Genomic DNA, 21,438 nt, shown 5'->3' on the forward strand with positions numbered 1-21,438 from the left:
CATGACGGCGATCGTGCAGAACCTGGTGACCTCCGGCGTCTTCCGGCTCGACGGAGGCAGCTGGGACGTCGACAACAACGTCTGGATCGTGGGTGACGACAAGGAAGTCATCGTGATCGACGCGGCCCACGACGCCAAGGCGATCGAAAACGTCGTCGGCGAGCGGAAACTGGCCGCGATCGTCTGCACCCACGCGCACAACGACCACGTCAACGCCGCCCCGGAGCTCGCCGCCGCGACCGGGGCACCGATCCTGCTGCACCCGGACGACCGGGTCGTCTGGGACCTCACGCACTCCGGCCGTGCCCCGGACGGCGAGCTGGCCGACGGCCAGGTGCTCACCATCGCGGGCACCGAGCTCCGCGTCATCCACACGCCGGGGCACGCACCCGGAGCGGTCTGCCTGTACGCGGCCGAGCTGGGCGTCGTGTTCACCGGCGACACGCTGTTCCACGGCGGCCCCGGCGCCACCGGCCGGTCCTATTCGGACTACCCGACGATCGTGCGGTCCATCCGCGAGAAGCTCTTCGCGCTCCCGGAGGCGACGAAGGTCCACACCGGACACGGCGAAGGCACCACGATCGGCGCCGAGAAGTCGGCGTCGGACGGCTGGGAGCAACCCTAGGACGTGTGCTTCCGGGCGACGAGGGCGAACTCCTCGATCGCCCGGTCCAGCGCGACCACGGCTTCCCGGACCGGGGTCGGCAGCACGACCCGGGTGAACTCGCCGTCGTCGTCCGGTGCGTGCCGGACGTGGTGGAGGTCCATGTCCTTCCGCCGGACCTCCTTGGCCGCGTCGACCAGCTCGTCCGGTCCGCTCATCACCAGGAGGCCGAGCAGTGACCGCATCTCCGCCCGCGCCGTGTAGTACTCGTCTTCGTAGCCCGAGACCCGCTCGGCCGCCTTCTGGCGGTAGCTGACGCTGATGCTGACCAGGTGCTGCCGCGCCCGGGCGCCGGCCTCGATGAACCGGCCGCAGCGGTCGGCGCGGTCTTGGCGCACCTTCGCCCGCCGCGCCGCGTTGAGCTTCAGCGGTTCGACCAGCGCGCCCAGCGTCACGCCGACCAGGGACGCGACCGCCGCGATGATCGCGGCCCCCAGCGCCGTCAGCACGTCAGCCGCGGCGCGCTCGGCGAGACCCGGACGCGCTGCTTGGCCTCTTCCGCCAGCGCCAGCGCCCACTCCTCCAGCCCGGCGACGTCGATGCCGTGCGGTGGCTCGGCCCGGAACGGCTCGATGTTCGCCGCCCCGCGTTCCAGCAGGGACACCGCGCCGACGTTGTTGCCGCGGGCCGCGTGCGTCAGCCCGACGGCGAGCTGCGCCAGGCCGCGCCACAGCTCGCGGTCGGGGCCGTCGGTGGTCTTCCAGGCGTCCTCGAACACCTCGTGCGCGTGGAACGGCTTGCCGTCGTCGAGCAGCCGCTGCGCCTCCGCAAGCGTTTGCGCCGGGGTGCGCTCGATACCCTCCGGCTGCCGCTCGACGCCGTCCGAGCCGTACGGCAGCGGCCGGCCGAGGCCGTCGCGCGGCCGTGCGTTGCGTGCCCGTCCCTCGGCGTCCCGGTCGCGGCGGCTCATGCCACCGATCCTGCCACGGGGCCGCCGGGTAGTCTGGTGACTCGTGCGTTTCCTCGACGGCCACCGGCCCGCCCACGACCTGACCTACGACGACGTGTTCCTGCTGCCGAACCGTTCGGACGTGGAGTCCCGCTTCGACGTCGACCTCGCCACCGCGGACGGCACCGGCGCCACCATCCCGATCGTGGTCGCGAACATGACCGCGGTCGCCGGCCGCCGGATGGCCGAGACCGTCGCCCGCCGCGGCGGGCTGGTCGTGCTCCCCCAGGACGTCGATCCCGGAGCGGTCGCGGAGATCGTCGGCTGGGTGAAGAGCCGGCACCCGGTGTGGGACACCCCGCTGGTGCTCACCGGCGGTGACGCGGTCGCCGACGCCCTCAACCTGGTCCACAAGCGGGCGCACGGCGCCGTGGTCGTCGTGGACGGCGAAGGCCGCCCGGTCGGCATCGTCGACGAAGCGGCCTGCGCGGGCGTCGACCGCTTCGCGCGGCTCGCCGACGTCGCGCAGCCGGCGACGGTCGCGGTCCCGCTGGCCACGCCGGCGCGTGAAGTGTTCGAGCTGCTCAACAGCCACGGCGCCCAGCTCGCGCTCGGCCTCGACACCGACGGCAGGCTCGCGGGCGTCCTGACCGCGGTCGGCGCCCTGCGCGCGGAGATCTACACCCCGGCCGTCGACGACGCGGGCAGGCTGCGCGTCGCCGCCGCGGTCGGCGTCAACGGCGATGTCGCGGCGAAGGCCGACGCGGTCCTGAAGTCGGGCGTCGACGTCCTGGTCGTCGACACCGCGCACGGGCACCAGGAGAAGATGATCGCCGCGCTGAAGGCCGTCCGATCGGTGTCGCCGCAGGTCCCGGTGGTTGCCGGGAACGTGGTCACCGCCGAGGGCACGCGCGACCTGATCCAGGCCGGCGCGGACGTCGTCAAGGTCGGCGTCGGGCCGGGCGCGATGTGCACCACCCGGATGATGACCGGCGTTGGCCGCCCGCAGTTCTCCGCGGTCGCCGAGTGCGCGGCCGCCGCCCGCGAGCTGGGCAAGCACGTCTGGGCCGACGGCGGGGTCCGCCACCCGCGGGACGTCGCGCTGGCGCTGGCCGCCGGCGCGTCCGCGGTGATGGTCGGCTCGTGGTTCGCCGGCACCTACGAATCCCCCGGCGACCTGCGGTTCGACGAGCAGGGCCGCCCCTACAAGGAGTCGTTCGGCATGGCGTCGAAGCGCGCGGTGGGCGCGCGGACGCGCACGGACAACTCGTTCGACCGCGCCCGGAAGGCGCTGTTCGAGGAGGGCATCTCGTCGTCGCGGATGGCCCTCGACCCGCAGCGCCCCGGTGTCGAGGACCTGCTGGACTCGATCGGCTCCGGCGTGCGTTCTTCGTGCACCTACGCGGGCGCGCGCACGCTGGAGGAGTTCCACGAGCGTGCGGTGCTGGGTGTGCAGTCGGCGGCCGGGTTCGCCGAGGGCCGCCCGCTCCCCTCAGGCTGGTGACGAACCGGGGCGGCGCGGGTGCGCCGCCCCGGAGCCGCCTCAGCCGTGGTCTTCCAGCATCTCGGTGACCAGCGCCGCGATCGGGGACCGCTCCGAGCGCGTCAGCGTGACGTGCGCGAACAGCGGGTGACCCTTCAGCTTCTCGATCACCGCCGAGACGCCGTCGTGCCGGCCGACGCGCAGGTTGTCACGCTGGGCGACGTCGTGCGTGAGCACCACGCGGGACGCCGTGCCGAGCCGCGACAGCACCGTGAGCAGGACGTTGCGCTCCAGGGACTGCGCCTCGTCGACGATCACGAACGTGTCGTGCAGCGAGCGGCCGCGGATGTGGGTCAGCGGGAGCACCTCGAGCATGCCGCGGTCGAAGACCTCGTCGAGGACGTCCTGGCTGACCAGCGCGCCGAGGGTGTCGAACACCGCCTGCGCCCACGGCTGCATCTTCTCGCTCTCGGACCCGGGCAGGTAGCCGAGGTCCTGGCCGCCGACCGCGTAGACCGGCCGGAACACCACGACCTTGCGGTGCTGGCGGCGTTCCATGACCGCTTCGAGGCCGGCGCAGAGGGCGAGCGCCGACTTGCCGGTGCCTGCCCGGCCGCCCAGCGACACGATCCCGACGTCGGAGTCGAGCAGCAGGTCGAGCGCGACGCGCTGCTCGGCGCTGCGGCCGTGCAGGCCGAACGCCTCGCGGTCGCCCCGGACCAGCCGGATGCGCTTGTCCGCCGTGATCCGCCCGAGCGCGCTGGAGCTGCCCGCGAGCAGCCGCAGCCCGGTGTGGCAGGGCAGCTCGGCGAGCTCGTCCATGCCCCACTCGACGGGGTCGACGGTGCTGCCGCCGAACAGCGTGTCCAGCACTTCCTGCTGGACGTCGACGTCCGCCATGCCGGTCCAGCCCGACGGCGTCACTTCCTGCGCGCGGTACTCGTCCGCCTCGAGGCCGACGGCCCCGGCCTTGACCCGCAGCGGGATGTCCTTCGTCACCAGCGTGACCGCCTGGTTCTCGGCCGCGAGGTTGAGCGCGCAGGCGAGGATGCGGTGGTCGTTGGAGTCGGTCCGGAACCCGGACGGGAGCACCGACGGGTCCGAGTGGTTCAGCTCCACCTGCAGCGTGCCGCCGTGGTCCCCGATGGGGAGCGGCGCGTCGAGCCTGCCGTACTGCCGGCGCAGGTCGTCGAGCATGCGCAGGGATTCCCGGGCGAACCAGCCCAGCTCCGGGTGGTGGCGCTTCGCCTCCAGTTCACTGATGACGACCAGCGGAAGCACGACGGCATGCTCGGCGAAGCGGGTGACCGCCCACGGGTCCGACAGGAGGACCGACGTGTCGAGCACGTACATGTGCTGCTGGGATACGGGCGCTTTCTCCGGGCCGGAAACGGCACCGGTCGAAGAGTGGCCAGAGGCCTTACGGGGCAAACGCTGCGCAGTCACGACGGCATCTCCCTCGAGGGCGCGTGCACCTCACGCCCGCACTCGCTGGGCCGGGCACCTCCCTGGCTGGACCACTCCTCCTGACTGTGCGTCAGGTGGCGCGGCCACGAGGGCCGGGTGCCGGCCCCCTCGAGCGTCTCGTGGGCGGCTGAGCCGCCCCCTCGATCACCGCCACGACCAGGGCCTCCCGCGAGGACCCGCACGGAACGCGTGCCCTCACCTCGGAAGGTACCCACGAATCCGGCGCCGCGCAGGGAGCCAACACGGTGATTCGCCAGATCGTCATCTCACCGTCGGTCGTCCGAAATCAACCGTGAGTGTTCCTCGGGGCCTTGACCAGCGGCTTTGGCGGTGCTTCAGGAGCCGAACCGGCGGTGCCGCCAGGCGTAGTCGCGCATGGCACGCAGGAAGTCGACCCGCCGGAAGGCGGGCCAGTAGGCCTCGGTGAACCAGAACTCCGAATGCGCGGACTGCCACAGCAGGAAGCCGGAAAGCCGCTGCTCACCGGAGGTGCGGATGATCAGGTCCGGGTCCGGCTGGCCCGAGGTGTAGAGGTGCTCGGAGATGTGGTCGACGTCGAGGATCTTCGCCAGCTCGTGAATGGACGTTCCCTCGTCGGCGTGCTGCAGCAGCAGCTTGCGCACGGCGTCGGCGATCTCCTGGCGCCCGCCGTAGCCGACGGCGATGTTGACCTCCATCCCGGACCGGCCTTCGGTGCGGGCGGCGGCCTCGCTCAGCCGCTTCGCGACCTCGGCGGGGAGCAGGTCGAGCGCGCCGACGATCCGCAGCCGCCACGGCGTCCCCGGCCCGGCGAGCTCGTCGGTGACGTCGGTGATGATCTTCAGCAGCGGCGTGAGCTCGTCCGGGTCGCGGTTGAGGTTGTCGGTGGACAGCAGCCACATGGTGACGACCTCGACGTCGGCTTCCTGGCACCAGCTCAGGAAGTCCGCGATCTTCTTCGCCCCGGCGCGGTGACCGTCCGAAACGTCCGTGAAGCCCGCTTCCCGGGCCCACCGGCGGTTGCCGTCCAGCATGATGGCGATGTGCCGGGGATGCCGCCCGGCGGCCTGCTGGATGAGGCGCCTGCCGTAGGCGCTGTACACGACGTCGGACAAGAACGAGCGAACACTCACGTCGAGCAAGCCTACGCACCCCGGTGTGAGGCGTGTGACTTGAGCACTGCTGGAGAACCTACGCTGCCGTAACCTGGATGCGTGAGCCTGACGACGGAACCACCCGAGCCCGTAGTGGACCTCCGCCCCCGGCTGCGCGGGCACATCCACTTCTGGACCTTCTTCGGCGCCCTCGCGGCGGCCGCCACGCTGATCAGTTTGGCCGCGTCCACGGTGTCCCCGGTCGCGACACTGGCGACTTCGGTGTACGGCTTGACGGTGCTGGGCCTGTTCGGCGTGAGCGCGCTGTACCACCGCCGCTTCTGGAGCCCCCGCGCGTACAAGTGGATGAAGCGCGCCGACCACTCGATGATCTTCCTGTTCATCGCGGGCACCTACACACCGTTCACCTTGTTGGCGATGTCGAAGCCGACGGGCTACGTGATCCTGTCGATCGTGTGGGGCGGCGCGATCGCGGGCGTGGCGCTGAAGATGCTGTGGCCGCACGCACCGCGCTGGCTCGGGGTGCCGATCTACATCGCGTTGGGCTGGGTCGCGGTGTTCGTGTTCCCGGAGCTGGCCACGCACGCCGGGGTCGCGGCGCTGGTGTTGCTGTGCGTCGGCGGGCTGTTCTACACGCTGGGCGCGGTGTTCTACGCCGTGAAGTGGCCGAACCACTGGCCGGACACCTTCGGGTACCACGAATTCTTCCACGCGTGCACGGTGCTGGCGGCGGTGTCGCACTACATCGCGATCTGGCTGGCCATGTACGCCTGAGCGATTCCCGAACGGCAGCACGAAAGCGCGGCCATTCACTCGTCATCGAGTGAATGGCCGCGCTTTCGCTTTGTCCGGGCCGCAGTTGGCTGATGCACACTCAATCAACCACCGGCGGCGGGAACTCCGGTCAGCCCGCGCTGTTGCCGTTGCAGGCCACGTACGACGGGTTGTGGTCCACCGTCAGCAGCTCCAGCGGGCCGTTCCACTGCCAGGGCAGCAGGCACGCGTTGTTCAGGATGCTGATGCCACCGTGACCGCCGCCGGTGGAGTTGTTGTTGCAGGCTGCGTACGCGGGCGCGTGGCCCGTGTGCAGCGCCTCGATGGGACCGTTCCACTGCCACGGAGCCGCGCAGAGGTTGTCGCCGATGCTGATGCCGCCGCCCGGGTGGTGACCCTCACCGGCGGAAGCCGGCGCGGCAACAGCGAGCATGGCACCACCGATGACTGCGGCTGCGAAGAGCGTCTTTTTCATCATGGTAAAATTGTCGGGCGACTCCGCGCGATCCTTTATCGACATCACCCGATGGTTTGGACAACGTCACCCGTCCCGGCAGTCAACCGTTCCACGGCGGGCAGTGTCCACAGTGGCATGCCACTTTGAGGGGTTACACCTCCGCGCGATCGTCACCATCCAAGCTGGACTGACGGCCGCGCGGCGGTGAAAGTCCCGCTCAGCCGAACATCCCCGGCTGGTACTCGCCCGCCGGGTTGCGGGCGATCACGTTGAGCCGGTTCCACGCGTTGATCGTCGCCACCAGGGCGACCAGCGCGCCGATCTGCTCGTCGTCGTAGTGCTTGCGGACCGCCGCCCACGTCTCGTCGGTGACGCCGGTGTGCGTGTCCGCCAGCCGGGTCCCCTCCTCCGCCAGCGCCAGGGCCGCGCGCTCCGCCTCGGTGAACACCACCGCTTCGCGCCACGCCGCCACCATCGCCAGGCGGACCGGCGTCTCGCCGGCCGCCGCCGCGTCCTTCGTGTGCATGTCGAGGCACATCCCGCAGCCGTTGATCTGGCTCGCGCGGATCTTGACCAGCTCCTGCGTCGCGTGCGGCAGCGACGACTCCTCCACCGGGCGGGACGCCGCGATCAGCCGCTTGACGAACTTGCCGGTGACCTCGTTCTCGAACACGTTGATCCGGGCTTCCATGGCCGTTCCCCTTCCGTCGTCTGCTTCACCCCCTTGACGACTCCGGCGGCGAGGTTGTGACAGCGCCCCGGGTGACGCCGGTCACGGCGAAATCAGGTCCACACCTTCGCGTCCCCGCCACCGCGGCCGATCACGCCGGCGGCACCGCGCCCGACCTGCGGACGGTCGTGGGCGTGGCCCGTCGGCGGCGCTTCAAACGCTCACGTTCAGGGGTCACCCACGGGAACACCACGACGGTTGCCGGGCCCGGCGGCGCGGCCGACGGTGAAGCTGATCAAGCAATCGACGCGTGGAAGGAGCACGACCGCGATGGCCAGGACCCTGCAGCCAGAAGAACTCATCGACAGCGCCGTGGTCGACCCGGACGGCAACAAGCTCGGGAAGGTCGGCAACGTCTACCTCGCCGACGCGACGCACCAACCCGAGTGGATCACCGTCAAGACCGGCCTGTTCGGCACCAAGGAAAGCTTCGTCCCGCTCACCGGCGCGCACACCGACCGGGACGGCGTCCACGTCCAGGTGGACAAGGACCGCGTCTCCGACGCGCCCCGCATCGACGCCGACGGGCACCTCTCCCCCGAGGAGAGCACGCAGCTCTACCAGCACTACGGGCTGCCCGTGCCGCGCACCTCGGCGGACGGGCGGATGGACCGCGGCACAGACCGCGGCGCGGACCGGGGCACGGAACGAGGCACCGACCGCGGCCGCGCCGCCATGGGCGGCAAGCACGACGACCGGGCCATGACGCGCTCCGAGGAACGGCTGAACGTCGGCACCGAGCAGGTCGAGACCGGGCACGTGCGGCTGCGCAAGTACGTCGTCACCGAAGAGCAGCAGGTCACCGTGCCGGTGCGGCACGAAGAGGTCCGGATCGAACGCGAGCCGATCACCCGCGCCGACGGCAGCCGGGCCGAGATCGGCGAGGCCGAGCAGGACGTGGTCCTGCACGCGGAGAAACCCGTGGTGCGCAAGGAGACCGTGCCGGTCGAACGGGCACGCCTGCGGAAGGAGACGGTCAGCGACGAGCAGACCGTGTCCGGCAAGGTCCGCAAGGAGCAGTTCGAGGTCACCGACGACGACCGCAAGAACCGCCGCTCCTGAGAGCTCCCGGGCGGGTGGCCGGTCCCCGATACCGGCCACCCGCCCGGGTCACCCCGCGGCGGAAGCCACCCGGGGCTCGGTGATCGCGGCTACTGAACGCCGAACGATGCCGGGCCGACCGGGGCTCCGCCACCAGGGAAACGCCCGAAACGGCCGATCAGGACGCCAGCATCGGCGCGGCGAGGAACTGCTCCGGGATCGCGAACGCGTCCACCAGCGTGCGCGCGTGCGGCCGCAGCTCGGCGCACAGCCGGTTCACCGCCGACGTGACGGCCTTCGCGCGCGACGCCGTCAGACGGCCGTGGCCCAGGAACCACGCCAGGTCCTCTTCGATCGCCGACAGCGCGTACAGGTCGCAGACGCGTTCGAGCAGCGCCCGGGCATCCGGGTCTTCGCAGCGTTCGACGGCCGCCGCGAACGCCTCCAGCACCAGGCGCTCGACGTGGACCCGGCCTGCGCGCAGCACGTGGTCCTGCGCCGCGTTGAACACGCCGAACGGGTCGGCGGCCGCCTTGCGCAGCCGCTTCGCCACCCCCTCGACGACGTGCTGCTCGCGGTCTTCGAACAGCTTCAGCTGCCACTCGCGGCGGAAGAAGACGTCCGCATCGGATCCGTCGGTGAGCGACTCGAGCGCCTTGCGGACCGAGGTGCGCTCCAGGAGCGTGTTGACCACCTGGTCGGTGAAGAACCGGGCCGTCGCCAGCGGCGAGAGGTCCTCGAAGTCCTGCTTGTAGCTGGTCAGGAGGCCCTTCGCGACCAGCTGCAGCAGCACCGTGTTGTCGCCTTCGAACGTCGTGAAGACGTCCGTGTCGGCCTTCAGGCCCGGCAGGATGTTCTCGGCCAGGTACCCCGCGCCACCGCACGCCTCACGGGCCGCCTGGATCGTCGCCGTCGCGTGCCAGGTGTTGAGGGCCTTCATGCCTGCCGCGCGCGATTCCAGTTCGCGCTGCTCCTCCTCGGGCGCCGACGCGTCGATGTCGTGCAGCTTCGACACCAGCTCTTCCTGGGCGAAGTGCAGTGCGTACGTCTTCGCCAGCGCCGGCAGCAGCTTCCGCTGGTGGCCGAGGTAGTCGAGGATGACGACCTCGTCGCCGTCCGGCTTCATGAACTGGCGGCGGCGTTCGCCGTAGCGGACGGCCAGGGCGAGCGCGCGTTTGGTGGCACTGCCCGCGCTGCCGCCGACGCTGACCCGGCCGCGGATCAGCGTGCCCAGCATGGTGAAGAACCGGCGGCTGTCGCTTTCGATCGGGCTGGAGTAGGTCCCGTCCTCGGCGACGTCGCCGAAGCGGTTCAACAGGGCCTCGCGCGGCACCCGGACGTTGTCGAAGCCCAGCCGTCCGTTGTCGACGCCGTTCAGGCCCGCCTTCGGCCCGCAGTCCTCGATGGACACCCCGGGCATCGGCGCGCCTTCCTCGTCGCGGATCGGGACGAGGAACGCGTGCACCCCCCGCGATTCCCCGCCGGTGATGAGCTGCGCGAAGACCACCGCCAGCCGCCCGTCGCGGGCGGCGTTGCCGATGTACTCCTTGCGGGCCATGGCGTCCGGGGTGTTGATCACGAAGCCGCCGTCCGCGAAGGTCGCCGTGGTGCCCAGGTGCTGGACGTCGGAACCGTGGCCGTGCTCGGTCATCGCGAAGCAGCCCAGCACGTCGAGGTCCACGATCCCGCGCAGGTACCGCTCGTGGTGGCGCTCGGTGCCGAGCAGCTGGACGGCGCCGCCGAACAGGCCCCACTGGACGCCGGCCTTCACCATCAGCGACAGGTCGCCGTAGCCGAGCATCTCGAACGACGTCACCGAGCCGCCGACGTCGCCACCGCCGCCGTAGGCCGGGTCGAAGCCCAGGGCGGGACGGTCGGTTTCGGCGAGCGCGCGCAGCTGGTCGAGCACCTGGGCGCGGTGCGCCTCGACGTCGAGGGCGACCGGGTCCCGGAACTTCGTCTCGGCCATCTGCGCCCGCACCCCGCGGCGCAGCTCGGCCCAGCGGCCGTCGAGGACGGCGGTCAGTGCGTCCGGATCCACCTTCGATGGCACTTCGGGGACGTCCACGGCTACCTCCGGAAAGGACGAACGGCAGGCTTCCTACTCGTTGGTAGTAAGCCTGCCGCAGCGCCGCCGATCCCGCAGGTTCAGATCGGCTTGCCGTTGACCGTCACCTTCGTGAAGCTGGCGTTGTCCACGTACTTCAGCGTGTTGGACGTGTCCGAGACGCCCTTAAACGTGGAATTCGCCACGGCGAACCCGTGCACGTGGGCGTTCGAAAGCCCGCTGACGTCGAACGTCTTGCCGGCGATCTTCGTGCTCGAGCAGTTGCTGATCGCGAACGGCCCGAACGACGGGACGTGGCTGCCGGTCTGGCTGTTGTAGGTGGACGTCACGTACACGAAGTTCCGCGCGAAGGTGCCGGAGACGCTGTCGAGGTTGATGTTCTCGGAGAACCCGCCGCGCAGGGTGTTGGACTTCACGTACAGCGCGAACTTCGTGTCGCCCTTCACGGTGAGCTGGTAGGCGTAGACGTTGCGGACCCCGCCGGTCTGCTCGCTGCCGCAGGTGATCGCGCCCCAGTTGCCGTTCATCACGCAGTTGACGACGACGAGGTTCTGGCACGGGACGTTCACCCGCCGCCCGTCGGCGTCGCGCCCGGACTTGATCGCGATGTTGTCGTCGTGCGCGCCCAGGGTGCAGTTCGAGATGACGACGTGGTCGCACGACTCCGGGTCGCAGCCGTCGGTGTTGCTGTGCGCGGTGCTGGGATCGGTGCTGACGCCGTCGACGGTAACGTTGCGGCACAGCGTGGGGTGCAGCTGCCAGAACATGGAGTTCTTGAGCGTGATGCCTTGGATGAGCACGTTTTCGCAGGCGTACGGCTCGACGAAGGCCGACCGCATGGTGTGGCCCGAGCCCGGCACCACCCGCTTCTCGGGCGCGATTCCCTTGTCCACCAGCGTTTCCAGGTAGGCACGATCGCTGCCCTTGTTCCACGACGACGTCGCCGCCGCGTCGAGCGTGCCGCTGCCGGTGAGGCCGATGTTCTTTTCCCGGTAGGCGTAGACCATCGGCGAGTGGTTGACGCACTCGATGCCTTCGTAGCGGGTCAGGACGTTCGGGAACTTCGCCGCGTCGCCGCTGAACTTCAGCACCGCGCCGGATTCGAGGTGCAGGTCGACGTTGCTCTTCAGGTAGATGGCACCGGTGAGGAAACTGCCGCCGGACGGCACGATGACGTGCCCGCCGCCGGCCGCGTTGCAGGCTTCGATCGCCTTCTTGATCGCCGCGGTGTTGTCGGTCTTGCCGTCGTTCTTCGCGCCGTAACCGGTGATCGGGAAACTGCGGTCCGGGAAGACCGGGATCGTCGTGTTCGCGACGATGTCGTTCGCCGCGGGCCACGGGAGCGTGGGGACGTCGATGCGGGGCGCCGCCGAAGCCGGTGACCCGGGCAAGACCGGGAGCAGCGGCATCGCCGCGACCGCGAGGCCGCCCTTGATCAGCTGCCGCCGGGTGAACCTGCCGTCCATGGACACTTCCTTCACGGGAGTACCTGGTGCGACGGCGGAACCGCGGCACGGACCGCGGGCACGACGAAACTCTAAGCGGGCAACCGGCTCCAGGTCCAGGCTTGCGCGACCGCCGAACCGGCTGCCATGATCGCGGCATGTCGATCCGAAAGGGCGTGCGCGCCCTCGCTCGTTGAGCGCCTCCCGGCGGCCGGACCGCCGAACTTTCGATGTTTCCCGGTGGCTGAGCCACGCCTTCCGCACGGACCACCCCGCTCTCCGGCTTCCCCCGATCCGGGGAAAGGCCGGGCTTTGAGCTGCGGGGAAGCGGGCAAGGACCCGCGGGCCGCGGGCCGCCTCGAACGACCGGCTCCGGTGTGGCTGAGCCGTTCCGGGCACGGGGCAACCGGAACAGCGCCCGGGGCGTGGTTCCTGCGACGGCAGCGGGAGCCGGGAGCGGGGTTGCGGAGACCGGTGCTGGTCGCGGATTGAGGCGGGGTGAGCGGGCCGCGGGGTGCCACCGAGGGGGCGGCACCGCGCAGCTTGCTCCGCTGTGAATAGCGGGGTCGTTGGGTGCCGTCGAGGGGGCAGCACCCAGCGGCTCGCTCCACCTGCTGTGCTCCCGGCACGGTCCGGCCGGCTTGCCCTGCGGGCTGCGAGGCACAGGCACGGGATGCCGCCCGAGGTGGCGGCACCCCATCACCTCACCCCAGGTCCGGACCCTTCGCGCGCAGGTCGTCGACCTTCGTCATCGCTTCGCGCAGCTCGCCCAGCCAGCTGTCCGCGTGCTGCCCGACCAGCCGGACCGCCCACGCCAGCGCGTCCGAGCGTGACCGGGCCACTCCCGCGTCCACCAGCGTGTCCAAGACCAGCCGCTCCGGCTGGCGCAGCCTCGTCATCACCGGGGCCGAATGCGTCGTGAACAGGGCCGTCGAGCCACCCAGGCGTGCGCCCCACGACACCTTGCGCTGGTAGCGGTGCTCCGCCTGGCGGGCTATCTCGATGCGCTCGTCGCGCGTCTCCTCGCGGTACCTGCTGATCCTGCCCTCTTCGGCCGCCGCTCGGGCTGCGTCGTCCGCGTACTCCTCCGTCAGCGGCGGGAGCTCTCCGACCACGATGATCTCTTCGCGGTCGACCGTCACCTCCGGTGCGCCCGTGAACCAGCCGTCCGGCAGGCGGCCGCCGAACCAGGCGGCCGCGTCGTCCGCCGGCGGGACCTCGGCCTGCTGCCAGCCCCGGCTTCCGCGCCATCCGCGTCCCATGTCGTACCTCCGGATTACATGATTACATCGCTACCGAAGTTACGCCGATGCACGTCACCTGGACATGACGTTCACCCAGGGCGATCAGAGCCGGGCGGTGAGCTCCTCGACCGACGTCACCGGGCGGTCGCACACGTACCCCCGGCACACGTACGCCGCCGGCGCGCCCGCGACCAGCGGACGGTCGGCCAGCAGCGGGACGCCCGGTGCGTCCGGCTCACCGGCCAGCACGATGCCGCCGCCGTGCACGCCACGGGCCGCGGCCAGCCGCAGCGCCGGGTCCGCCCCGGCCACCGCGACCTGCACCGGGCCGGCTTGGGCCGCCTCGGCCACCGACAGCCAGTGCCCGGCGAACCGCGGCACCCGCCCGGCCAGCACCCCGGCCCGCCGCAGCGCCTGCTCGGCCGCCTCGCGGTAGCGGCCGGCACTCTCGTGCCCCGCGAGCGCGGACGCCGTCAGCAACGCCCCGGCCAGCGCGGACGCCCCCGACGGGCTCGCGTTGTCGCCCGGGTCGGCCGGGCGCTGGACCAGCGTCTCGGCGTCGTCCGCCGTGTCGAAGTACGCGCCGGGGACGTCCGGGTCCGCGAAGTGCGCCAGTGCCAGGTCGAGCAGCCGGGTCGCTTCGGTGAGCCACTTCGCCGACCCTGTCGCCTGGTGCAGGGCCAGTAATCCGTCGGCGACGCAGGCGTAGTCCTCCAGCACCCCCGCGGACTCGCCGGCGACGCCGTCGCGCGAGCTGCGCCGCAGCCGTCCGCCGACGACGTGCACCCGCAGCAGCAGCTCGGCCGCGGACACCGCCCACTCGATCCACTGTGGACGATCCAGGGCCACCCCGGCCTCGGCCAGCGCCGTGATCGCCAGGCCGTTCCAGGACGCGATCACCTTGTCGTCCCGGCCCGGCTGCGGCCGCTTCGCGCGCGCCTCCAGCAGCTTGACGCGCACCGGCTCGGGCAGGTCGCCGAACAGGCGCAACGTCGAGGCCCCCTCCTCGAAGGTGCCTTCGGGAGTGACGCCGAACAGCTCGGCCGCGGAGTCGTCACCGACCACCTCACGCAGCTGCTCCGGCGTCCAGACGTACGTCAGGCCTTCGACGCCTTCGGTGTCCGCGTCGAGCGAAGACGCGAAGCCCCCTTCCGGCGTCCGCAAGCTCTCGAAGAGGAACTCCGCCGTTCCGGTGGCGACGCGCAACGCCGTCGCCGAGCCGGTGCGCCGCCACAGGTGCGCGTAGAAGCGCAGGAGCAACGCGTTGTCGTACAACATCTTCTCGAAGTGGGGCACGATCCACTCGGCGTCGACGGAGTAGCGCGCGAAGCCGCCGGCCAGCTGGTCGTACAGGCCGCCGCGGGCCATCGCCTCGGCCGTTTTGTCCACAAGAGACAGTGCGACCGAAGAACCCGTGCGCTCGTGGTGGCGCAGCAGGAACTCCAGGACCATCGACGGCGGGAACTTCGGCGCGCGGCCGAACCCGCCGTTGACGCTGTCCGCCTCCTGCTCGAGCTTGCCGACCGCCCCGGCGAGCACCGCTTCGTCCACGACGGACTCCTGCAGCGGCCCGGTCTGCTCGGCGAGGTGGGCGACGATCTGCTTGGCGCCGTCGAGCAGCTCGTCCGGCCGCTCCTGCCACGCCTCGGTGACGGCGACCAGCAGCTGCCGGAACGACGGCATCCCCGGCCGCGGCGACGGCGGGTAGTAGGTGCCGCAGTGGAACGGCTCGCCGTCCGGGGTCAGGAAGCACGTCATCGGCCAGCCGCCCTGGCCGGTCATCGCCTGGGTGGCGGCCATGTACACCGCGTCGATGTCGGGCCGCTCCTCGCGGTCGACCTTGATGTTGACGAAGTTCCCGTTCATCAGGGCCGCGGTCCCGGCGTCCTCGAACGACTCGTGCGCCATGACGTGGCACCAGTGGCAGGCGGCGTACCCGACCGACAGCAGGATCGGCACGTTCCGCCGTTTCGCCTCGGCGAGCGCGTCCGGCCCCCACGGCCACCAGTCGACCGGGTTGTCCGCGTGCTGGAGCAGGTACGGGCTGGTCGCGTGCGCGAGGCGGTTCATGCCTCCAGGGTCGCACCCGGGAAAACCGGGCGCGCGGGCAGCGGCCGGAATCACGGCAACCTTTCCGGACCCGGCGGCAACCCAGTGCCGTCCGGCCGCGCGGCCGGCGTCAGAGGCAGCGACCGAAAGAGAGCACGACATGCCCCCTCGCCCACCCACGCCGCCCGGTCACGACCGTCCGGGACGGCACCGCGGCCGCCGGCTGTTCCAGCGCCGGGGTTTCTGGGCGGCCGTCGTCCTGTCCGTCGTGACCGGTTCCGTGGTCGTGGTCAGCACGGCCTCGGCGGACACCGTCGACCCGAAGTCCTGGTACGTCCTGGTCAACCGCAACAGCGGCCAGGCACTGGACGGCTTCGGCTACGCCAGGAACGACGGCGCCGCGGTGGTCCAGTGGGGCCGGTACGACGGGACCAACCAGCAGTGGCGGTTCATCGACGCGGGTGACGGCTACTACCGGCTGCAGAACCGCAACTCCGGCAACGTGCTGGACGACTTCCGCTGGTCGAAGACCGCAGGCTCGGCCATGGTGCAGTGGCACGACCTGAACGGCGCCAACCAGCAGTTCCGCCTGGAGAAGTCGCCGGACGGCCAGGTGCGCCTGATCAACCGGTTCAGCGGGATGGCCCTCGAGGTCCAGGCCGGCTCCAGGACCGCCGGGGCCCGCGTCACCCAGTTCTGGGACTGGGGCGGCGCCAACCAGCAGTGGCAGCTCGTCCCGGCCGGCAGCGTCGGCAGCACCGCCCCGCCCACGACGGCCACCACCCCGCGCACCAGCGTGACGACGACGAGCCGGCCCCCGGGCAGCTCCCGCCCGCCGGCGACATCGACGGCCCCGGCCACCACCGCCGCTGCTTCCACGACCCGGTTCATGGGCGGCAACACGCTGCTCATCGGCGGCTCGATGAACGACGCCTCGGCGACGGCCGCGCCGTTCGACGTCCGCTACAACTACGTGCACAGCCAGCCGGCGCCGTCATCGGACTACTACACGGCGGCCCGCTGCAAGGCCGGGTGGTCGAGCTGGTGGGGCTGCTGGACCGGCGAAACCACCGCGCCCGGCTTCTACGTGACCTGGGGCGACCAGCACGTGGCCCAGGCCACCTACCAGGGCAAGGCGCGCCCGCAGAAGTACCTCTGGACCTGGTACTCGCTGCGCGACCTCGGGGACGCGGCCGGCCAGGGCGACGGCCCCGGCGAAGTCGTCGCCATCAACCGGACCGACCTGCTCACCCGGTACCTGAACGACTACCGCTTCTTCCTCCAGAAGATCGGCACCTCGCACGACCTGATCGACCTCGAGCCCGACTTCTGGGGCTACGTCCGCTCCCTCGGCAGCCCGCACCAGGTTCCCGCGCAGGTCAAGGCCGCGAACCCGGCGGACTGCGGAACCCAGGAGAACAGCGCGGCCGGGCTGGCCGCCTGCCTGGTCGCGATGGCGCACAAGTACGCGCCGAACGCGGGCGCCGGCCTGCACCTCACCTGCTGGGACTGGGAGAACGACGTCCAGAAGTGCGTGAAGGACTACGCGGAACTGGGCGCGAAGAACGCCGACTTCCTGGTCACCGACGTGTCGGACCGCGACGCCGGCTGGTACGCGAAGCCGGCGAACGGCGGCCGGAACACGTTCTGGACCGACCAGCAGGCCGCGGCCACGCTGAAGTTCTACAAGACCATGGCCGAGTCGACGGGCAAGCCGGTGGTCCTGTGGCAGGTCCCGGTGGGCAACATGAGGCAGAACAACACCCTCAACCACTACCAGGACGACAAGGTCGACTGGTTCTTCTCGCACCTGGACCAGGTGGCGGACGCGCACGTCGCCGCCATCCTGTTCGGCGCGGGACAGCAGGAACAGACCACGGTCGAGACCGACGGCGGAAACCTGATCGGCAAGACGATCGCCTACCGCAACTCGGGCGGGACACCGCTCAGGTAGCCGACCGGTGACCGCGCACCCGCGAAAACCGGGGGCGCGGTCGCCGGCCGCTCCGCCACACTGAGCCGGTGTTGCTGACCATCACGACGACCCGGAACCCGGCCACCGATCTGGGCTTCCTCCTGCACAAGCACCCGGAGAAGGCGCAGTCGGTCGCGCTGTCGGCCGGCACCGCGCACGTCTTCTACCCGGAGGCGGCGCCGGACCGCTGCACGGCCGCGTTGTTCGTCGAAATCGACCCGGTCGGTCTCGTCCGCGGGGGCGGGACGTCGCTGACCCAGTACGTCAACGACCGGCCGTACGCCGGGGGCTCCTACCTCGCGGTCGCGCTGCGGGCCGCGTTCACGACCGCGCTCGCGGGCCGGTGCACCGCGCGGCCCGAACTGGTCGACGAGCCCTTCGACCTGGAGCTCCGCCTGCCGTCGCTGTCCGCTCGCGGCGGGGCCGAGGTCGTGCACAAGCTGTTCGAGCCGCTCGGCTGGCGCGTTTCGGCGACGCCGATCCCGCTCGACCCGCAGTTCCCGCAGTGGGGCGAAAGCCGCTATGTCGACTTGACGCTCACCGGCACCCAGCGCGTCGCCGACGCCTTGCGCCACCTCTACGTGCTGCTGCCTGCCCTCGACGGCGACAAGCACTACTGGGTCGGCCAGGACGAGGCCGACAAGCTGCTGCGCGCCGGCGACGGCTGGCTCGCCGGGCACCCCGAGCGCACGCTCATCACGAACCGCTACCTCGAGCGGCGCCGCCCGGTCGTGGCGTACGCGCTTTCGCGGCTGGCCGAAGCGGACGACGTCCCGGCGGAGGCGGAAGCGCTGGTCACGGAGGTCGCAGAGGTCACAGACAAGCCGCAGAGCCTCGCTTCACAGCGCCACGGCAGCGTGCTCGCCGCGCTGCGGGCCGCGGGCGCCCGGCGGGTGCTGGACCTCGGCTGCGGCTCCGGCGCGCTGCTGCGCGTGCTCGCGAAGGAGCGGTCGTTCACCGAGATCGTCGGTGTGGACGTGTCGAGCAGTGCGTTGAGCATCGCCGAAAAGCGGCTGAAGGAGGGCTCCCGCGTCACGCTGCGGCAGTCCGCGCTGACCTACGCGGACCCGGCGCTGGCCGGGTACGACGCCGCCGTGCTGATGGAGGTCGTCGAACACGTCGACGAAGAGCGGCTGCCTGCCCTCGAACACGCGGTGTTCGGGGTCGCGGCGCCGCGCACGGTGCTCGTCACGACGCCCAACGCGGAGTACAACCGGCTGTTCGAGTTCCTGCCAACGGGGCATTTCCGGCACGCCGACCACCGGTTCGAATGGACCCGAGCCGAGTTCCGCGCCTGGGCGGACGGCGTCGCGACCCGGCGCGGCTACGACGTCCGGTACCTGCCGATCGGACCGGAGGACCAGGAATCGGGACCGCCGACCCAACTGGCGGTCTTCACCACCCAAAAGGAGGTGGCCGCGTGAAGCTGACCGTCCCCGACATGGCGCTCGTCGTGCTCGTCGGCGCTTCCGGCTCCGGCAAGTCGACCTTCGCGCGCACGCACTTCGCGCCGACGCAAGTGCTCTCCAGCGACTTCTTCCGCGGGCTCGTCGCCGACGACGAGAACGACCAATCGGCCAGCGCCGACGCCTTCGACGCGCTGCACTACGTCGCGGCGAAGCGGCTCGCGGCCGGCCGGACGACCGTCATCGACGCGACGAACGTCCAGCGCGCTTCGCGGGCCAGCCTGGTGAAACTCGCGAAGGAGCACGACGTGCTGCCGACGGCGATCGTGCTGGACCTGCCGCTGCGCGTCTGCGTCGACCGCAACACCGGGCGGCCGGACCGCGACTTCGGCGAGCACGTCGTCCGGCGGCAGCGCGGCGAGCTGCAGCGGTCGCTGAAGTCGCTGGAGCGCGAGGGCTTCCGGCGCGTGCACGTGCTGCGGTCCGAAGCCGAGGTGGCCGCGGCCGAGATCGTCGTCGAGCCGCTGCGCAACGACAAGCGCGAGCTGGCCGGGCCGTTCGACGTGATCGGCGACGTCCACGGCTGCGCGGCCGAGCTCGAGGAGCTGCTGGCCGAGCTGGGGTACGTCGACGGCGTGCACCCGGCCGGGCGGACCGCGGTGTTCGTCGGCGACCTCGTCGACCGCGGGCCGGACACCCCGGGCGTGCTCCGGCGCGTGATGGCGATGGCGTCGTCCGGCAACGCGCTCGTCGTGTGCGGCAACCACGAGCAGAAATTGGTGCGTGCGCTGCACGGGCGGAAGGTCAACGTCGCGCACGGCCTGGCGGAGTCGCTGGAGCAGCTCGGCGCGGAAAGCGAGGAGTTCCGCCGCCGCGTCCACGAGTTCTGCGACGGGCTGATCGCGCACTACGTCCTCGACGGCGGCAACCTCGTCGTGGCGCACGCGGGGCTGCCCGAGCGCTACCACGGACGCGCGTCCGGGCGGGTCCGCAGCATGGCGCTGTACGGCGACACGACCGGCGAGACGGACGAGTACGGCCTGCCGGTGCGGCTCCCGTGGGCCCGCGACTACCGAGGCTCGGCGATGGTCCTCTACGGGCACACGCCGACGCTGGAGCCGGAGTGGGTCAACAACACGATGTGCCTCGACACGGGTGCGGTGTTCGGCGGCAAGCTGACGGCGTTGCGGTACCCGGAGCGCGAAGTCGTCTCGGTGAAGGCGCTCCGGGTCTGGTACGAGCCGTCCCGTCCGCTGGACGCGGCACGGCCGCTGGGCGGCCGCGAGCCGGCGGTGCTGGAGCTGGCCGACGTCACCGGAAAGCGGATCGTGCAGACGGCGCACCACGGCCGCGTCGGCGTCTCGGCGGAGCAGTCGGCGGCGGCGCTGGAGGTGATGAGCCGGTTCGCGGTCGACCCGCGCTGGCTGGCGTACCTCCCGCCGACGATGGCCCCGTGCTCGACATCGGCCCACGGCGGCTACCTGGAGCACCCCGAGGAGGCGTTCGCCGAGTACCGGTCGGCCGGGGTCCAGTCCGTGCTGTGCGAAGAGAAGCACATGGGTTCCCGTGCGGTGGTGCTGGTCTGCCGCGACGAGGAGGTGGCGTACCACCGTTTCGGAATCCGTGGCGGCGGCGCGGTGTACACCCGGACCGGCCGCCCGTTCTTCGCGGCCGCGCAGAACAACGAGCTCTTGTCCGACGTACGCACGGCGGCAGAGGGACTGTTCGAAGAGCTGAACTCGGGCTGGCTGCTGCTCGACGCCGAGTTGCTGCCGTGGAGCGCAAAGGCGGGTTCCCTGATCGCGGACCAGTACGCATCGGTGGGAGCGGCCGCCGAAGCGGTCCTCCCCGCAGCGGCGGCAGCGTTGACGACGGCGGCCGCCCGCGGCATCGACGTGAGCGACCTGCTGGCCCGAACGGCGTCTCGTGCATCCACAGTGGACGCCTACCGGAAGGCGTACCGCCGCTACTGCTGGCCGACCGAAGGCCTGGACGGCGTCCGCCTGGCACCGTTCCAGCTGCTGGCCTCGGAAGGAAAGGCCTACCACGACCGCCCGCACGCGTGGCACCTGTCGATGCTCGACGGCCTCACGGGCCCCCGCTTCCAGCGCACCCGGACCCTGGAGGTCGACCTCCTGGACGACGCATCGGTGGCCCGGGGCACCTCGTGGTGGGAGGAACTGACGGAAGAGGGCGGCGAGGGAATGGTGGTCAAGCCGGCAGCCAACCTGACCCGCGGAACCCGAGGGCTGGTCCAGCCCGGGGTGAAGGTCCGAGGACGCGAGTACCTGCGCATCATCTACGGCCCGGACTACACACAGCCGGAGAACCTGGAGCGGTTGCGCAAGCGAGGCCTGAACAGAAAGCGAATGCTGGCACTCAGGGAGTACGCACTGGGCTTGGAGGCACTGGAGCGCGTAGCGCGAGGAGAGCCACTGTGGCGGGTACACGAGTGCGTGTTCGCCGTGCTCGCACTGGAATCGGACCCGGTGGACCCCAGACTCTGAACAAAGCAAGAGGACCACCGCAAGGGGCCGAACGCAAGGGGAAGGCCCAACAGGACCACAACGGAACCCAGACCCCCCGCAACCCCGATCCGAAGCCAAAACACGGCCGGCGGCAGGTTGTCAAGGCACGCTTTCCCGCCTTGAC

The 21,438-nt window shown here is 71.1% G+C and carries 17 protein-coding genes; 7 read left to right on the forward strand and 10 right to left on the reverse strand.

The features are described from left to right. The first annotated feature begins 1 nt into the window (after nucleotide 1). Complete coding sequence (locus ABZX11_RS39825) at nucleotides 2–625, forward strand: MBL fold metallo-hydrolase (protein WP_176174946.1); 624 nt, start codon at nucleotides 2–4, stop codon at nucleotides 623–625. Here ABZX11_RS39825 and ABZX11_RS39830 read toward each other — a convergent pair. Further along, nucleotides 622–1,113, reverse strand: a complete 492-nt coding sequence (locus ABZX11_RS39830; RefSeq protein WP_354923412.1) for a hypothetical protein — start codon at nucleotides 1,111–1,113, stop codon at nucleotides 622–624. The two genes, ABZX11_RS39825 and ABZX11_RS39830, sit on opposite strands and share 4 nt — an antisense overlap. Then, complete coding sequence (locus ABZX11_RS39835; protein WP_176174944.1) at nucleotides 1,107–1,574, reverse strand: DUF309 domain-containing protein; 468 nt, start codon at nucleotides 1,572–1,574, stop codon at nucleotides 1,107–1,109. The genes ABZX11_RS39830 and ABZX11_RS39835 overlap by 7 nt, the downstream gene beginning before the upstream one ends. Nucleotides 1,575–1,617: 43 nt before the next feature. On the opposite strand from ABZX11_RS39835, the gene ABZX11_RS39840 reads away from it, so the two are divergent. After that, on the forward strand, nucleotides 1,618–3,057 hold the full coding sequence (locus ABZX11_RS39840; protein WP_354923415.1) for a GuaB1 family IMP dehydrogenase-related protein: 1,440 nt from the start codon (nucleotides 1,618–1,620) through the stop codon (nucleotides 3,055–3,057). A 39-nt stretch (nucleotides 3,058–3,096) separates the two neighbouring features. On the opposite strand, the gene ABZX11_RS39845 is transcribed toward ABZX11_RS39840, so the two are convergent. Then, nucleotides 3,097–4,389, reverse strand: coding sequence for a PhoH family protein (locus ABZX11_RS39845; RefSeq protein ID WP_176174942.1), 1,293 nt, complete (start codon nucleotides 4,387–4,389; stop codon nucleotides 3,097–3,099). Nucleotides 4,390–4,838: 449 nt separating this feature from the next. After that, nucleotides 4,839–5,615, reverse strand: coding sequence for an isoprenyl transferase (locus ABZX11_RS39850; protein WP_176174941.1), 777 nt, complete (start codon nucleotides 5,613–5,615; stop codon nucleotides 4,839–4,841). Nucleotides 5,616–5,729: 114 nt separating this feature from the next. Here ABZX11_RS39850 and ABZX11_RS39855 point away from each other — a divergent pair, with 114 nt between their 5' ends. Continuing rightward, the gene (locus ABZX11_RS39855) at nucleotides 5,730–6,371 is read left to right on the forward strand and encodes a hemolysin III family protein (protein WP_176178157.1); all 642 of its coding nucleotides are present in this window, start codon (nucleotides 5,730–5,732) and stop codon (nucleotides 6,369–6,371) included. Nucleotides 6,372–6,501: 130 nt separating this feature from the next. On the opposite strand, the gene ABZX11_RS39860 is transcribed toward ABZX11_RS39855, so the two are convergent. Then, nucleotides 6,502–6,891, reverse strand: coding sequence for a hypothetical protein (locus ABZX11_RS39860; RefSeq protein ID WP_354923419.1), 390 nt, complete (start codon nucleotides 6,889–6,891; stop codon nucleotides 6,502–6,504). Nucleotides 6,892–7,045: 154 nt separating this feature from the next. Then, nucleotides 7,046–7,519, reverse strand: a complete 474-nt coding sequence (locus ABZX11_RS39865) for a carboxymuconolactone decarboxylase family protein (RefSeq protein WP_354923422.1) — start codon at nucleotides 7,517–7,519, stop codon at nucleotides 7,046–7,048. Nucleotides 7,520–7,828: 309 nt separating this feature from the next. On the opposite strand from ABZX11_RS39865, the gene ABZX11_RS39870 reads away from it, so the two are divergent. Then, nucleotides 7,829–8,620 carry a PRC and DUF2382 domain-containing protein gene (locus ABZX11_RS39870; RefSeq protein WP_354923425.1) on the forward strand — a complete coding sequence of 264 codons (792 nt, stop codon included), beginning with the start codon at nucleotides 7,829–7,831 and terminating at the stop codon, nucleotides 8,618–8,620. A 157-nt stretch (nucleotides 8,621–8,777) separates the two neighbouring features. Here ABZX11_RS39870 and ABZX11_RS39875 read toward each other — a convergent pair whose 3' ends face one another. The 4 genes from ABZX11_RS39875 to ABZX11_RS39890 form a co-directional block, all read right to left on the reverse strand. Continuing rightward, nucleotides 8,778–10,667 carry an acyl-CoA dehydrogenase gene (locus tag ABZX11_RS39875; RefSeq protein WP_354923428.1) on the reverse strand — a complete coding sequence of 630 codons (1,890 nt, stop codon included), beginning with the start codon at nucleotides 10,665–10,667 and terminating at the stop codon, nucleotides 8,778–8,780. A gap of 80 nt (nucleotides 10,668–10,747) precedes the next feature. Next, nucleotides 10,748–12,133: a glycoside hydrolase family 28 protein gene (locus ABZX11_RS39880; RefSeq protein ID WP_354923431.1), complete on the reverse strand. Its 1,386-nt coding sequence runs from the start codon at nucleotides 12,131–12,133 to the stop codon at nucleotides 10,748–10,750. Between the two features lie 683 nt (nucleotides 12,134–12,816). After that, the gene (locus ABZX11_RS39885) at nucleotides 12,817–13,374 is read right to left on the reverse strand and encodes a hypothetical protein (RefSeq protein ID WP_176174936.1); all 558 of its coding nucleotides are present in this window, start codon (nucleotides 13,372–13,374) and stop codon (nucleotides 12,817–12,819) included. Between the two features lie 84 nt (nucleotides 13,375–13,458). After that, nucleotides 13,459–15,426 carry a thioredoxin domain-containing protein gene (locus ABZX11_RS39890; RefSeq protein ID WP_354923434.1) on the reverse strand — a complete coding sequence of 656 codons (1,968 nt, stop codon included), beginning with the start codon at nucleotides 15,424–15,426 and terminating at the stop codon, nucleotides 13,459–13,461. Nucleotides 15,427–15,565: 139 nt separating this feature from the next. On the opposite strand from ABZX11_RS39890, the gene ABZX11_RS39895 reads away from it, so the two are divergent. The 3 genes from ABZX11_RS39895 to ABZX11_RS39905 all read left to right on the forward strand — a co-directional run bounded on the left by ABZX11_RS39895 (nucleotide 15,566) and on the right by ABZX11_RS39905 (nucleotide 21,293). Then, nucleotides 15,566–17,359 (forward strand): RICIN domain-containing protein, encoded by a 1,794-nt coding sequence (locus tag ABZX11_RS39895; protein WP_354923437.1) that lies wholly within the window; start codon nucleotides 15,566–15,568, stop codon nucleotides 17,357–17,359. 68 nt (nucleotides 17,360–17,427) lie between these two features. Further along, nucleotides 17,428–18,804: a 3' terminal RNA ribose 2'-O-methyltransferase Hen1 gene (locus ABZX11_RS39900; protein WP_354923440.1), complete on the forward strand. Its 1,377-nt coding sequence runs from the start codon at nucleotides 17,428–17,430 to the stop codon at nucleotides 18,802–18,804. After that, entirely contained in the window at nucleotides 18,801–21,293 is a 2,493-nt protein-coding gene (locus tag ABZX11_RS39905) for a polynucleotide kinase-phosphatase (protein WP_354923443.1), read from the forward strand. The genes ABZX11_RS39900 and ABZX11_RS39905 overlap by 4 nt, the downstream gene beginning before the upstream one ends. The last annotated feature ends 145 nt before the right edge of the window (nucleotides 21,294–21,438 follow it).

Origin of the sequence: Amycolatopsis sp. NPDC004169, assembly GCF_040610315.1 — a bacterium.
In the GTDB taxonomy this organism is placed as follows: domain Bacteria; phylum Actinomycetota; class Actinomycetes; order Mycobacteriales; family Pseudonocardiaceae; genus Amycolatopsis.